The following is a 14,274-nucleotide window of genomic DNA, read 5'->3' as shown; positions in this document are numbered from 1 at the left end:
AGCGTTCACATGCCTAAATACCCTTTGTCTTATTAAGCAGTTGACTCATGGCCAGAAAACCAACCCCAGCCCCGCGAAAGCGCCCCGGATTGATCGCCCGTTTACGCGGCAATTTCCTGACGGGCCTTGCCATTGTGCTGCCCGTTGCCCTGACGATCTGGATGATCTGGGCCTTTGTTGGCTTTGTGGACAGCCGCGTTTTACCGCTGGTGCCAGAGGCTTATAAACCCTCGCAGCAGTGGCGCGGGTATGGTGTGTTTGTGTTTCTGGCCTTCACCACGCTGGTCGGTGCGATGCTTAAAGGTTTGTTCGGACGGCAGCTTTTGAAATATGTCGAAAGCCTTGTGGATCGTATGCCCATCGTGCGCACCATTTATAATGGTGTGAAACAGATCGTTGAAACGGTGCTTAACCAATCCAATGCCAGCTTTGAAAAAGCCTGCCTGGTGGAATACCCCCGCAAAGGCATCTGGGCGATTGCTTTTGTGTCTACCTCCTCCAAAGGTGAAATCCTGTCCAAAACAGGGCAAGAGGAAATGATGTCTGTCTTTTTGCCCACTACGCCGAACCCGACTTCGGGATTTTTGCTGTTCGTGCCCAGCAAAGACGTGGTTTATCTGGATATGGATGTCGAAGCTGCCGCTAAACTGGTGATTTCCGCAGGCCTCGTGATGCCGCCCAGCAAAGAAGAGATTGCAGCTGGCAAAACCCATGCCGTTAAAGTGAAACACAGCGGATGATTTCAGCCGCCCTGACAGGATATTTCACCGCCTTTTCCCTGATATTGGCCATCGGCGCACAGAACGCCTTTGTGCTGCGACAAGGGCTGTTACGCAGCAATGTCTTTGTTATCTGCCTGTTTTGCGCCGTTTCCGATGCGCTGTTGATCGGGGCTGGCGTGGCTGGGTTTGGCGCGATGGTTGAACTCTTCCCGCGCCTTCCCTTCATCTTGTCCCTGTTCGGTGCGGTGTTTTTGCTGTTTTACGGCGCCACACGGTTCCGCGCAGCGTGGCGCGGCGGCTATGAAATGGAACTGGCGGGCAAAGGGTTGGATATGTGGCCAGCTTTGGGGGTGGTGTTTGCCTGCACGTGGCTGAACCCTCATGTCTATCTGGACACGTTGGGTCTGATCGGAGCGGTCAGCACCCAGTTTGAACCTACCACCCAGAAATGGGCTTTTGGTCTTGCGGCCGCAGCGTCCTCTTTCAGCTTTTTCTTTGGCCTTGGCTACGGGGCGCGCTTGTTAGCGCCGATTATGCAAACCGCAACAACGTGGCGGGTGCTTGATATCGGAATTGGATGTGTAATGTGGCTGATCGCCTTTGGCTTGATTGCAAGCCTTGGCGGGTATTGAAAAGGCACATAAGAAGCGCCTTTTCAAATGGTTAAGATGTGATCTTAAACGTTAAACACCGCAAGATTTACGAATGGCCGCAATGTTTTCACCGTAATGCTGCGGTGTACCGCCCTTGAACACTGCAGAGCCCGCTACCATCGCATCCACACCAGCCACGCGGGCCAGCGGGGCTGTTTCAGGCGTCACACCACCGTCAATTTCCAACCAGATCGGGCGATCGCCAATCATCCGGCGCACTTGTTCCATTTTGGGCAATTGACTGTGCAAAAACTTTTGTCCGCCAAAGCCGGGGTTCACTGTCATGATCAGGATAAGGTCAATCTTATCAAGGCAGTACTCAATGACGCTCACAGGGGTAGACGGGTTTAACGCAACACCAGCCTTACAGCCAAGGGACCGGATATACTGCAAGGAACGATCCAGATGCGGTCCTGCCTCCGCATGGATGGTGATAATATCCGCCCCCGCTTTTGCAAATGCCTCAAGGTAGGGATCCGCAGGGGAAATCATTAGGTGGCAATCCATCACTGTCTTACAATGGGGGCGCAATGCGGCCACCACATCCGGCCCGATGGTAATGTTGGGAACAAAATGCCCGTCCATCACGTCAATATGCACCCAGTCACAGCCTTGCTCTTCAATCGCGCGGACTTCTTCCCCCAAGCGGGCGAAATCTGCGGAAAGAATGGAAGGCGCGATCTTTAGCGGGCGGGCGGGGTCAAATTCCAGAGGCATGGCAGCAATCCTTTGTGCAAGCAGCTTACGTCCTGATACGCAAATAAACCTTGACGATAAAGACCCGACGCTAGGTTTTTATACAAACTTCTGGACGCTGGCGCGCAGGCCGCCCTAGGGTTGACGACAATGCGTTGTTTAACCAGTTCACAAGCGGCCAGTTTACAAGGCTAATAAATTCTTGGGAGGAAATAATGATGTTTAAGATGACCCTAACCCCGCTGGTCGCAGCCGCGGGTCTGTTGGCAGGAGCAAGCGCCATGGCGGAAAACCGGATAGACACCCAGCGCCCGGATGCGCCTTCTTTGGCGGCCTACGGCGCGCAAAAAGTTGGGGTGCGTCAGATTTCCATGACCAATCCCGATCAAATCAACATACTGGCGATCGATCCTGCGGCGGATAAACCAGCCGAATGGCCCCGTTATGACCGCGAACTGACGGTCGAGGTCTGGTATCCGGCAACAGAGGATGCCACTGGCGATACAGTTCTAAAGGCAGAACTGCGCGACGGTAAAACCATCATTGATCTACACGGCCAAGCCATGCGCGATGCACAGCCTGCCGACGGAAAATACCCGTTCGTACTGATCAGCCACGGCTATCCTGGCAATCGGTTCCTGCTGTCCCATCTGGCGGAAAACATTGCCTCCAAAGGTTATGTTGTGGCGTCGATTGATCACCGTGACAGTCTCTATTCTGATAAGGCGGCCTTTGGATCAACGCTGGTGAACCGGTCTTTAGATCAGAAGTTTGTACTCAACCAGATTGCCGCTTTGGCTTCGGGGGGCGAGGGATTTCTGTCAGGTTTGGCTGACACAGACAACAGCGCTTTGATCGGCTATTCCATGGGCGGCTACGGCGCTGTGATTTCTGCGGGCGGCGGTGTCACGCAGGCTGCGGTGGATTACACTTGGGGTGGCCCACACGGCACGCTTGGGGTGCATTTGTCCGGTTCTGAAACCCACAACGCGTTGCCCGATCCAAGGTTCAAAACCGCCGTGGCCTTTGCGCCTTGGGGGCTGACCTATGGCTTTTGGGATGCGGAAACCCTGAAAGGTGTGAAAATACCCATGCTGTTTGTGGCTGGCTCCGAAGACGATGTGTCAGGCTATGAACCCGGTGTGCGGTCAATCTGGCAAGGGGCCGTGAACGTGGATCGCGCTTTGCTGACCTTTGAAAACGCCAATCACAACGCCGCAGCTCCTTTCCCAGCACCAGAAGAAGGCCGCGAGGTGGATGCAGATTTGGGTTTTGCCGCCTATGATCATTATGCGGACGCGGTTTGGGATACGGTTCGTATGAACAATATCGCCCAGCATTTTGTCACCGCATGGCTGGGAACATATCTGAAAAACGATGGGGATATGGCGCCGTTCCTGACCTTGACACCAAACGCCAATGACGGCGTCTGGTCGGCCAATGAGGATGGCTCTTTCAAAGAAGACCACACCCATTGGACCGGTTTCAAAGATCGGACAGCCAAAGGGCTGCGGTATGAAGTTCTTCCCGCAGCCGATTGAGTTTTATAGATTAATTAGCGTTTGCTTGCGACCCGGACGATTTGCTACGTTTGGGTCGTTTGCTTTTCATACCAGCGTTGGCATCCGTGTTGGCACTGCGCCGTTTGTGCCAAGGACGTTTGTTCGGGTTCCCCCCCTCGGACTCGCCGCCGGATTTTGCGTCACCGCGACCGCGGTGGTTCCCACCCCCGCCGTTGCCCCGCCGCTGCCCCGCAGGTTTGGACCGTGACGGCCCATCCATTTTCGGTGCTGGCGATCCGTCGGCCATGCTGGCCGGAATCTGCTTTTTGATAACTTTTTCAATCGCCCGCAGCAATTTCACTTCATCTGGTGCACAAAATGCAACAGCAAACCCTGTGGCACCTGCCCGCGCAGTCCGACCAATGCGGTGTACATAGGCTTCAGGCACGTTTGGCAGATCATAGTTCACCACCAGTTGGATATCGCGAATATCAATACCGCGCGCCGCAATATCCGTCGCGATCAGCACAGGTTTTTCGCCTTTGCGGAAAGCATCCAGCGCACGTTGACGCTGGCCTTGGGATTTATTGCCATGGATCGCATCCGCGCCAATACCTTCGGCGCCCAACTTTTTGGCCACTTTATCCGCGCCCCGTTTGGTGCGGGTAAAGACAATAACCCGTTTACCAGGGTGCTTTTGGATCAGCTTGAAAATCGCTGTCGGCTTTGACGCGCCATCCATATGCACAACAGATTGTTCAATCCGCTCAGCCGTTGACGATACAGGCGTCACCGAAACCTGAACCGGATCGGTCAGGTGATCATCGGCCAGAGCCGAAATTTCCTTTGGCATGGTGGCCGAGAACAGCAAAGTCTGACGGGATTTCGGCATTTGTGACAACAAACGACGGATCGCTGGCATAAAGCCGATATCCAGCATTTGGTCGGCTTCGTCCAGAACCACAGTTTCAATATGCTTCAAAGTCACAGATTTCTGCGCAATCAGGTCTTCCAGGCGGCCCGGTGTCGCCACCAGAACATCAATCCCTGCGGCGATCAGACGTTGTTGCTTACGGATTGGCACGCCGCCAATAACACAAGCGCTTTTCAGGCCAAGGCCTTTGGAATAGGTCCAGATCGCGTCATTGATCTGCGTGGCCAATTCGCGCGTTGGCGCAAGGATCAGAGCGCGCAATTTGCGCGGCTCGGCTGGTTTGGTTGCAGACAGACGATGCAGGATCGGCAGGGAAAACGCAGCGGTTTTACCAGTACCAGTCTGGGCCAGACCAATCAGGTCTTTGCCTTCCATCACAGGCGGGATCGCCTGTTGTTGAATCGGTGTCGGTGTTGTGTAATCGTTGACTTGCAACGTCTTTAGGATCGGCGTTGACAAGCCGAGGTCGGTGAAATTCACGCAATTCTCTTTTCATATGATGCGCTGGGGCGATCAAATGAAAGACCGGCGCGGTTGCGGGCAGAACTGCCCATTCGCGCCCTTATGCACAGAAACAACAGCAAAGGTCAACGCTTTGCCGCAACGCAGCAAAAACGCAGCATTGCGGACTCTTTTTGGGGCAAAAATCCCGGGGTCAGGGGCAGCGCCCCTGTCCTGAGATCCCTTATTTCAATCGACGCATCAAGCTGGACGTGTCCCAGCGCCCGCCGCCCATCTTTTGCACATCATGATAAAACTGATCCACCAAAGCAGTGACCGGAACAGAGGCACCATTGGAATTGGCCTCTTCCAGAACGATTCCCAGATCCTTGCGCATCCAGTCCACAGCAAAGCCGAATTCAAATTCATCCTTCAACATGGTGCTGCCACGGTTTTCCATCTGCCAGCTGCCCGCAGCACCTTTGGAAATCACATCCAGTACCGCCTGCCCGTCCAGACCGGCTTGCTGGGCAAAATGCATGCCCTCGCTTAACCCCTGTACCAGACCCGCGATACAAATCTGGTTCACCATCTTGGTCAATTGCCCCGCCCCCTGTTCGCCCATCAGGCGGCAGGATTTGGCAAAACAGCTGATGTATTCTTCCACACGGGCATAGGTGGCTGCATCGCCACCGCACATCACAGTCAAAGCACCGTTTTCCGCGCCGGCCTGCCCGCCGGATACAGGCGCATCAACAAAGCCGATGTCTTTGCCGCCAGCAACATCCGCCAGTTCACGGGCAACTTTGGCCGATGTGGTGGTGTGATCCACAAACACCGTGCCAGCCGCCATCCCCGCCAAAGCGCCATCATCGCCCAATACGACCGATCGCAGATCATCGTCATTACCGACACAAGCAAACACCACTTCCGCACCCGCTGCGGCCTCACGCGGGGTGGCGGCCGCCGTGCCGCCGTGTTGTTTCACCCAAGCGTCCGACTTGGCGGCAGTGCGGTTGTAAACGGTCACCTCGTGGCCTTTGGCAGCCAGATGCCCCGCCATTGGATAGCCCATTACGCCCATACCCAGAAATGCCAGTTTTGCCATTGATCGAACTCCCGCTAGTGCAATGCGCGGCCCGGTGCCACGCTTTGGTGATTAACGCCTATTGTAGGGCGTCCTTATATTGTCAGTTCGGGTTTGGACTGTTACGCCCAACGGGTCAAGATACGAGGATCAAATGGCTGTTGCGTTTCGCTGGTTGCTGCGGGGATTTCTTGGGCTGGTGCTGCTGATTACTTTGGCGTTGTTGCTGGTCTATTATTTCGCCACACGTTCTATTCCCGATTATAACGCGGATTACAGTCTGCGCGGCCTGAACGGCCCTGTGGAAATTGTGCGCGATACCAATGATGTTCCCCATATCTTTGCAGATCAGCCCAATGATGTGTATTTCGGGCTGGGCTTTGCCCATGCGCAGGATCGGCTGTGGCAAATGACCATGCTGCGCCGCACCGCCCAAGGCCGCCTGAGCGAGCTGTTTGGCGCGGAAACCGCCAAGATCGACGATTTTGTCCGTCGCCTTGATCTGGCAGACCTGTCTCGTGCCTCGTTTGAATATCAAACGGAAGAGGTCAAAGACGCACTGCGGGCCTACTCCGCAGGGGTAAACGCTTGGCTTAGTGTGGTGCAAAAAGACGCTTTGGGGCGTGGTGCGCCTGAATTTTTCCTGTTTTCGCCTGAAATTGAACCTTGGACCCCAGCCGACAGCCTGTCGATCCTGCGGGTGATGGCGCTGCAATTGTCCGGCCATTTGCGCAATGAAATCGTGCGCGCACAGGTGACCTTGGCCGTGGGCAAAGAACGCGTGCGCGATATTCTGCCCGATGCACCGGGCAAAGGCGCTGTGGCCCTGCCTGAATATGCATCGCTGTTTGATACGTTTGGCGAACCTCCAACGAAATTCGCAGCCCTTGAACCCCAGAACCCGCTGGACCCTGTTGCGCCCTTTGAAATGGCGGGGGCCAGCAATGCTTGGGCAGCGGCCAGTGCCCGTTCGGCAACGGGCGCGCCGATTTTGGCCAATGATCCCCATCTTGGCCTGTCTGCCCCGTCCATCTGGATGCTGGCGCGGATGGAATTTCCCGATGGCGGGGTGATTGGCGGTACTATTCCGGGGATTCCTGTTATCCTTTCAGGGCGCTCTGCGGCGCTTGGTTGGGGGCTGACCAGCAGCACACTTGATGATCTGGATGTCTATGTGGAGCGGGTTAATCCGGAAAATCCAGATGAATACCTGACACCCGATGGATACAAACCCTTTCGCAAACAACAGGTTCTAATCCGCATCAAGGATGAAGCCCCCCGCACGGCAGAACTGCGCTGGACAGATAACGGGCCAGTGATCCCGCCTAACCAATATGATCTGGGCTCGATCACCCCGCCCGGTCACGTGACCAGCATCCATTGGGCGGCGCTGGATGCGAATGACCAATCCATGACGGCGGCAATCAATCTGATGCGGGCGAAATCCATTCCTGCGGCCCGTGCGGCCCTGTCGTTTTTCAAATCTCCCAGCCAGAATGTGACTTTGGCGGATAAAAACGGTGTGATGTTGCAAATGGTCGGCAAACAGCCTGCCCGTGATCCTGCGCACCGTAGCCAAGGGCGCTATCCCTCCCAAGGCTGGTTGCCAGAAAACCGCTGGAACGGCTATCTGCCGTTCGAAGACAACCCTTATGTGCGTGATCCTGCCAGCGGGATTGTGGCCAATACCAACAATAAAATCACCGACAAACCCTTCCCGCGCCACGTCAGCTATAGCTGGGGGGACACCTATCGGTTCCTGCGCCTGTCGTCCCTAATGAACGACCGCGAGGTGCACACCCGCGACAGCTTTATCGAAGCGCAGTTGGACACCGGCTCGTTTGCCGCTGTGTCGCTGCTACCGCTGGTGGCGAAAGAGCTTTGGTTCACCGGCGAGGCTGCTCCCGCAGGCACCCCCGACCGCCAGCGCCAGATCGCGCTGGAACTATTGGCTGCTTGGAACGGGCAGATGGATGAACATATCCCCGAGCCGCTGATTTATGCCGCGTGGATGCGTCAGTTGCAAAGCAGACTGATACGGGATGAACTGTCCACCTTGGCCGATCACTTTCCCCGCCCTGATCCGGTGTTTCTGGAACGGGTGTTTCGCAACGTGGAAAACGCCAATGTCTGGTGCGATATTCGCCAGTCTACCAAGGTAGAAACCTGTGCTGACATCGCCCGTCTGTCCCTTGACGCGGCCCTGATTGAACTGACCGAGAAATACGGCACCCACATCGAAAGCTGGCGCTGGGGTCAAGCCCATCAGGCCCATCACGACCATCAGGTTCTGGGTGATGTGCCGTTGTTGTCATGGTTTGCCAATATCCGTCAGGAAACGTCGGGTGGGGATCAAACCCTGATGCGCGGTGTGACCAAAGGCACGGGCGCAGAGCCTTACGCCAATGTGCATGCCGCCGGATTCCGCTCTGTCATTGATTTTTCCGATCCTGACAGTTCCGTCTATGTGATTTCAACGGGGCAGTCAGGGCATTTCCTGTCGCGCCATTATGACGATCTGGCAGGGCTTTGGCGGCGTGGCGAATATATTTTGATGTCGCTTGATCCCGATCTGGCCCGAGGGGGCGCTGTGGGGATCAGTCATCTGACACCTGCACAACCAAAGTAAACGCTGGCCGGCAGGGGAGCGCGTTTTTATCCGGTCCCCTGCCCCTGCCCTAGTCCTGTCTCTTCTCTTGTTTCTGTGATCCCTCAGTCCATCGGCCATACACCGATGCACCCCGTAATCTGGCAGAGTAAATCCACCTTTCCACGCCATCAGGACCCGTCCCAAAAACAAACCCCGCCGAAACAAACAGCTTCGACGGGGTTCATATCTATTCGGGGGTGCCAAGGGCGGATCGCGCCGCCCTTAGGGTTGGTTAGAAGTTCAGCGATATATCACGGTGATGGGCTGAACAGGATGCCAGATACAACGCTTGTGGGCGGTCCAGTTTTGGCTGCACCCGTGTGCCCAGCGTGGTTCTGATCCCGTCAAGGTAGGTGGTCAAACCCGCCCGCAACTCGGTTTCTGCCTTGGCGCGCCAGACTTTCCCTGACTCGTAGGCTTTGATCGCTTTGTCGTATTCTTTCAAAGCCTCTGGAACGTCAGGCGATTTGGATTTCAGCTTGCGCCGCGCCTTGCTGAGGGCGGATTTCACGTCATCCGTAGCCTCAATATCACTGAATTTTCGCGACATTTCGTTAACCAGTTCGTGGGTTTCATCTGGGGCACCTGTTTCGATGGTGGCGCGCAAGTCTCGCAAGTCTTGCTCAAGCGCTATAAACGCCTCAGTGCCGTTCATCGCCTCAAGTGCTTCAAACGCCGCCTCATAAGAGGCATCGGCTTTGCGGCGATAATTGTTGCGCGCATCATCCTCGGCTTTGGTCAACTTGGCAAAGGTGGTGTGGGTTTCTTCCCATTCCGCAGGGATCTGCGCTTTAAGCGCGTCAATCGAAGACTGAGCAGCAGCGATTTCCCCTTCAAGACGGGATTTTGCAGCCGCATTATCCCCTTGAACCCGACCCAACATGGTTTTTGCTGTGTCCAACAGCTCTTGCTCATGGCGGATTTTCTTTTCGAGCCCCCGCACCAGCCGCAATTTGGGACGGTACTCTGCCTGCGCAGCCTCTACCGCGGTTTCAGCCACGAAGGCGGCCTGCAGCGAGGCCAAAGCCTCTTCGCCGCCATCAATGCCCTTCTTGACAGCCGAACCCATCTTCTTGGGAAGCACCGACAGATCAAGCCCTTGCGCCGTTTGCAACGTTTTAACCACTGTGCCATTGCCGTCAGCCAACAGGCCAGCCACATATTCCTCCATGCAATATTGCAGCTTTGGATTGCGCGGTGGCGGAGAAGTATCCGACAGATAGCTGACGCGGTTGGGCAGGTAGTTCACCAGCGGTGGGTAGAACCCGACGATCCCAAGGGCCAGCAGTTGCAGACAGATAAACGCGATGACGCCTTTGTACATCTGCACAGTTTTCACCGCCGCTGGGGCAACCCCGCGCAGATAGAATAGCGCAAAGCCAAAAGGTGGCGTCAGGAAGGACGTCTGGATGTTCAGACCGATCATCACGCCCAACCAAACGGCCGTGATATTCGCCTCTGGATCGGCCAGCAAGATCGGTGCCACAATCGGCACAACCACAACGGCGATTTCGATAAAGTCCAGAAAGAAGCCTAACACAAAGATCACCGCCATCACGATGATGAACTGTGTCCAGAACCCGCCCGGAAGGGAGTTCAGAAACTCTCGGACCAGTTCTTCACCGCCAAAGGCACGGAAGGCAGCGGTCAACATGGCAGCGCCCAACAGGATGATAAACACCAACGATGTGGTTTTTGCCGTTTCCAGCATGACCCCGTGCAGCGTGTTTTCGATCTTTAGGGTGCGCCAGCCAGACCAGATCAGCGACACGATCAAGGCAGCGGATGCCGCCAAACCGATCATCACGCCGAGACGATCCTGACTGGTTTGCATCCCTTTGATGTTCATTTCATAGGTAGACAGACAAAATGCGATAACCCCAAGGGAGACCAGCGCAATAATGGCTGGCACATAGGTGGTTTTGCGCCCTGCTGCCAGTCGATATCCGGCCATGATCATGGCCCCTGCAGCCCCGATGGCCCCCGCTTGGTTCACTGTGGCGATACCGGCGATGATGGATCCCAGTACCAGAAAAATCAGCGCCAATGGCGGGATCAATGTTAGTGCAACATTCGCCCAAAACGCGCCGTTAAACTTGCCCGCGTATTTTACCGCAGGGGCAGAAGACGGGCGAATGATGGCGAAAATCAGGATGTAGAGCATATACAGCCCCACCAGCACCAGACCGGGAATAAACGCCCCAAGGAACATTTCCCCCGCTGATGTGGATGCGACGTCAAACACTGATGGCATAGACAACTCGCCCGTGGCCTCTTTATACAGCGCTTTGCGGGCTGTTGAGGCTTGGTCCGTGGCGCTGGCCAATTGGTCGGCCAGAATGATCAGAACGATCGAGGGCGGAATGATCTGCCCAAGTGTCCCCGAAGCCGCGATTGTGCCTGTGGCCAGAGACGGAGAATAATTGTTGCGCAGCATGGCAGGCAGGGAAATCAACCCCATCGCAACCACTGTCGCGCCGACGATACCCGTTGTTGCAGCCAGAAGCGCGCCCACAAACACTACCGAAATACCCAGACCACCCGGAACAGGCCCGAACAGATGGGCCATCGTGACCAGCAAATCTTCAGCGATCTTTGAGCGTTGCAGCATGATGCCCATAAAAATGAACAACGGAATGGCGATTAGGGTATCGCGTTCCACCTCCCAATAGACGCCGCGCAGGTTTGTGACCCCTGCCGACAGCCATTGCTGTGGGCCGCCCGAATGGAAATAGGCATCCGTACTGCCTGCAAACAACAGACCAGACCCGGCGGCAAGGCCGATGGTGATGATAGCGGCCCCGGGCAGCGCAAAGGCTACCGGATAACCCGACCCAAGGGCCGTGGCCATAATAAGGACCAGAATGGCGAGAAAGAGAATTTCCATGAGTATTGGTCCTTAGTGCGCGACAGGCGCGATTTCACGCTTGCCCGGTTCGCTGCGGTAATCTGCAACCGCTTCGAAAAAATAGCTTACAAACTGGATCAGCATGGTGATCGCGAACATCCCGAGAAAGCCAGCCATTTGATATTTCACAAACATGCCAACGCCCCCTGTCTGGGTCATTTCAAAGTTCATAAGCGGTGCGTTGATGATGGATTGTTTGCCGTTAAACCCGATGTACAGGATGACCCAAGCCGTGCTGGCCCCTAAAAACAAAGAGCCAACCGCATTCACAAACCCGCGGGTTTTATCCTTGAAGCCAGCGTATAGCACATCGACCCGAACGTGGCCTTCTTCAAACAGGGTAAAGGCCGAGGCAAACAGGAACAGCGCGGCATACCAGTAGCGTACCAGATCGCCCATCAAGGCCTGTTCATAAGAAAACACAAAGCGTGAAATCACGATCAGCAGTTCGGACATCACAATCATCAAGGTTAGCCAAGTGAACCCCAAGGTGCGGGTGAAAAACGCAATCACAAAGCTGGCGCCGATGATCGGCAGGTGTACGTAAGACCCCACATAGCGCGACAGGCCAAGGGATCGCACTACATCCTCGTTAAAGAAATACGGCAGAACCTTTTCAACCCGCATTACCGCTATGGCGGAATCTGTAATGCCAACAAACAGCACAGACCAGAAACACACGCGGATCAGATACAAGTTGAACTTGTGGATAAGCATTGCATCCCAGCGAAGGGTCACGTCTTTGGTGGCCAGCACCATCAAGATCGCGCCGACTATGCCAACAGCATAGATCGCCAAAGCAACCCCGCCGCCCTGCCCGTTCAGCAAATCCAGAACGCCTGCATAGTCATATCCTACATTCAGGACGTTATTTATCAAAAATGCCGCTAGGCAAGCCAGCATAGACCAGCCGACCATGCGGGTCAGTGGTGCTGGTGAGCCATATTTGCGGACTGTGACGGGTATATCTGCGTCGGCCATGCGTCCCCCCCGGGATCAATAGTTGGAAGTTGCCCATATGAAAGTGCTCGCGTCTGTGCGCGCGATGTCACATTAGGAATTTGCATACAGGTAAAGAGCGGGGCCGCGAAGCCCCGCCCGGATACTGTCGTTTTGCCTATTAGATCAGGCCAAGCACACGGTTCCGTTGGTTGATGAACGTGCCTTCAAAGGCCGCAAGCATTGCGCCTTGGGCGCGCAACGTTTCTTGGAAGTGGTCATCAACTTCTGTGGCCAATGCCGAATGCGCCCGCGTGTCTTCAAACACTTCAGCCGCAGCTTCGCCGAAGGCATCCCATACGTCGTCGTTAAACGCACGTACCTGAACGCCGTGCTCGTCTACGAGTTTGGACAGATACTCGCCGTTTTTGGCGATAGCTTCTTCGTGAGAAGAGGCCAGTTCTTCGTAGCAGGCAGCCTCGATGATGGCTTTTTCGTAGTCGGACAGACCTTCATACCAAGCCTTGTTCATCCCGAAAGCGATACCGCCACCTGGCTCGTGCATGCCGCCAGTATAGTAGTATTTGGCCGCCTCGTAGAACTTCATGAAGTAGTCGTTATACGGACCAACCCATTCGGTCGCTTCGATGGAACCCGACACAAGGTTTTCATAGATCTGACCGCCTGGAAGCGACACAGTGGACGCGCCCATTTTGGACAGAACCTGACCGCCAAGGCCCGGAATACGCATTTTCAGACCGTTAAAGTCATCAGGAGAGTTGATTTCTTTGTTGAACCAACCGCCAGCCTGCGTGCCAGTGGACCCACAAGCGATGGCTTTCAGACCGAATTCGCCGGAAAGTTTGTCCCACAAAGCCTGACCGCCAGCATGTTTGATCCATGCGTTCCATTCAGGTGTGGACATGCCAAATGGTACAGAGGTGAAGTAGTTGAATGCCGGGTGCTTACCACCCCAATAGTAGTCTGCGCCGATATAAGCCTGGCTGTTTCCGGATGCGACTTCGTCAAACGAGTCAAACGCACCAACACGCTCGCCTGCTGCGAAATATTCAACGTTAAACGCACCGTTGGACAGAACTGCGATCCGTTCGGCAAGACGTTGTGCGGATGTACCCAGACCCGGGAAATCCCGTGGCCAAGTTGATACGATTGTCAGTTGTTTTGCGTGGCTTGCCGCGATTGCGGGGCTGGCAAGTGCCGCAGCACCGGCACCCAAAGCTGCGCTGGTCAGAAACTTACGACGTTCCATTAATGTATTCTCCTCCATGTTATTTAGCATTTTCTCACAGGCCACAAACTTCTCCCAGCGGCCCGCCGTATGCCGCCTAAGCATGCAATGGTCTGCGCAAAAAATGCAACAAATAATCGGGGTAGGATGCTGAATACCTTTATTAAAAGGGAATTTGGCTTTTTTTCGGCTCCAAACACTAAAATTAGTGTCCGACAATGATGAAATTTTCAGCAGGGAATTCGGCGTCGCCGGTCCGAATCTGCATTGGTATGCAAAATGCGTGCTGATAGATTCTCTCTGTCAGTTCATGGCTTTATCCGGCAAGAATTTGGCGGGGTTTCCCGCAGCCAATTTACGAATGTTTCAAAAAATGGCGTTCAAACGACATTTTATTGGCAAAACCACTTGACCCTGTTTCCTGCCATACATATGGTCGCGGCCATGAAAACGGAAAAAGCATATATTCTAGTCGTGGTGACTTAGCGCATGG

At 54.9% G+C, this 14,274-nt stretch carries 10 protein-coding genes; 4 read left to right on the top strand and 6 right to left on the bottom strand.

Annotation, left to right across the window (positions count from 1 at the left end; genetic code table 11):
• Positions 1 to 47: 47 nt before the first annotated feature.
• Both GGE09_RS11825 and GGE09_RS11820 read left to right on the top strand, forming a co-directional pair.
• Positions 48 to 740 (top strand): DUF502 domain-containing protein, encoded by a 693-nt coding sequence (locus GGE09_RS11825; protein ID WP_309746337.1) that lies wholly within the window; start codon positions 48 to 50, stop codon positions 738 to 740.
• On the top strand, positions 737 to 1,354 hold the full coding sequence (locus tag GGE09_RS11820; protein WP_309746336.1) for a LysE family transporter: 618 nt from the start codon (positions 737 to 739) through the stop codon (positions 1,352 to 1,354). The genes GGE09_RS11825 and GGE09_RS11820 overlap by 4 nt, the downstream gene beginning before the upstream one ends.
• A gap of 51 nt (positions 1,355 to 1,405) precedes the next feature.
• On the opposite strand, the gene rpe is transcribed toward GGE09_RS11820, so the two are convergent.
• Entirely contained in the window at positions 1,406 to 2,092 is a 687-nt protein-coding gene (gene rpe, locus GGE09_RS11815) for a ribulose-phosphate 3-epimerase (RefSeq protein WP_309746335.1), read from the bottom strand.
• A gap of 206 nt (positions 2,093 to 2,298) precedes the next feature.
• Between rpe and GGE09_RS11810 the strand changes: the two genes are divergently transcribed.
• Positions 2,299 to 3,612 carry a dienelactone hydrolase gene (locus GGE09_RS11810; RefSeq protein WP_309746538.1) on the top strand — a complete coding sequence of 438 codons (1,314 nt, stop codon included), beginning with the start codon at positions 2,299 to 2,301 and terminating at the stop codon, positions 3,610 to 3,612.
• A 10-nt stretch (positions 3,613 to 3,622) separates the two neighbouring features.
• On the opposite strand, the gene GGE09_RS11805 is transcribed toward GGE09_RS11810, so the two are convergent.
• Together GGE09_RS11805 and GGE09_RS11800 are read right to left on the bottom strand one after the other, a co-directional pair.
• On the bottom strand, positions 3,623 to 4,987 hold the full coding sequence (locus GGE09_RS11805; RefSeq protein ID WP_309746334.1) for a DEAD/DEAH box helicase: 1,365 nt from the start codon (positions 4,985 to 4,987) through the stop codon (positions 3,623 to 3,625).
• A gap of 205 nt (positions 4,988 to 5,192) precedes the next feature.
• Positions 5,193 to 6,056: an NAD(P)-dependent oxidoreductase gene (locus GGE09_RS11800; RefSeq protein WP_309746333.1), complete on the bottom strand. Its 864-nt coding sequence runs from the start codon at positions 6,054 to 6,056 to the stop codon at positions 5,193 to 5,195.
• 133 nt (positions 6,057 to 6,189) lie between these two features.
• Here GGE09_RS11800 and GGE09_RS11795 point away from each other — a divergent pair, with 133 nt between their 5' ends.
• Complete coding sequence (locus GGE09_RS11795; RefSeq protein WP_309746332.1) at positions 6,190 to 8,664, top strand: penicillin acylase family protein; 2,475 nt, start codon at positions 6,190 to 6,192, stop codon at positions 8,662 to 8,664.
• 253 nt (positions 8,665 to 8,917) lie between these two features.
• Here GGE09_RS11795 and GGE09_RS11790 read toward each other — a convergent pair whose 3' ends face one another.
• From GGE09_RS11790 to GGE09_RS11780, 3 genes are all read right to left on the bottom strand, one after another.
• A complete protein-coding gene (locus tag GGE09_RS11790) occupies positions 8,918 to 11,572 on the bottom strand; it encodes a TRAP transporter large permease subunit (RefSeq protein ID WP_309746331.1) in 2,655 nt (884 codons plus the stop codon).
• A gap of 12 nt (positions 11,573 to 11,584) precedes the next feature.
• The gene (locus GGE09_RS11785; RefSeq protein WP_309746330.1) at positions 11,585 to 12,574 is read right to left on the bottom strand and encodes a TRAP transporter small permease subunit; all 990 of its coding nucleotides are present in this window, start codon (positions 12,572 to 12,574) and stop codon (positions 11,585 to 11,587) included.
• 139 nt (positions 12,575 to 12,713) lie between these two features.
• A complete protein-coding gene (locus GGE09_RS11780; protein ID WP_309746329.1) occupies positions 12,714 to 13,802 on the bottom strand; it encodes a TRAP transporter substrate-binding protein in 1,089 nt (362 codons plus the stop codon).
• Between the last annotated feature and the right edge of the window lie 472 nt (positions 13,803 to 14,274).

This window comes from Roseobacter sp. N2S, from assembly GCF_031454055.1.
In the GTDB taxonomy this organism is placed as follows: Bacteria; Pseudomonadota; Alphaproteobacteria; order Rhodobacterales; family Rhodobacteraceae; genus Amylibacter.
This window is presented reverse-complemented; position numbering and strand designations above follow the sequence as displayed.

What these genes read in the sequence shown, in the direction of transcription:
- GGE09_RS11795 (WP_309746332.1), top strand. Translation starts at nt 6,190, where the DNA reads ATGGCTGTTGCGTTTCGCTGGTTGCTGCGGGGATTTCTTGGGCTGGTG.
- GGE09_RS11825 (WP_309746337.1), top strand. Translation starts at nt 48, where the DNA reads ATGGCCAGAAAACCAACCCCAGCCCCGCGAAAGCGCCCCGGATTGATC.
- GGE09_RS11785 (WP_309746330.1), bottom strand. Translation starts at nt 12,574, where the DNA reads ATGGCCGACGCAGATATACCCGTCACAGTCCGCAAATATGGCTCACCA.
- GGE09_RS11810 (WP_309746538.1), top strand. Translation starts at nt 2,299, where the DNA reads ATGACCCTAACCCCGCTGGTCGCAGCCGCGGGTCTGTTGGCAGGAGCA.
- rpe (WP_309746335.1), bottom strand. Translation starts at nt 2,092, where the DNA reads ATGCCTCTGGAATTTGACCCCGCCCGCCCGCTAAAGATCGCGCCTTCC.
- GGE09_RS11820 (WP_309746336.1), top strand. Translation starts at nt 737, where the DNA reads ATGATTTCAGCCGCCCTGACAGGATATTTCACCGCCTTTTCCCTGATA.
- GGE09_RS11790 (WP_309746331.1), bottom strand. Translation starts at nt 11,572, where the DNA reads ATGGAAATTCTCTTTCTCGCCATTCTGGTCCTTATTATGGCCACGGCC.
- GGE09_RS11800 (WP_309746333.1), bottom strand. Translation starts at nt 6,056, where the DNA reads ATGGCAAAACTGGCATTTCTGGGTATGGGCGTAATGGGCTATCCAATG.
- GGE09_RS11780 (WP_309746329.1), bottom strand. Translation starts at nt 13,802, where the DNA reads ATGGAACGTCGTAAGTTTCTGACCAGCGCAGCTTTGGGTGCCGGTGCT.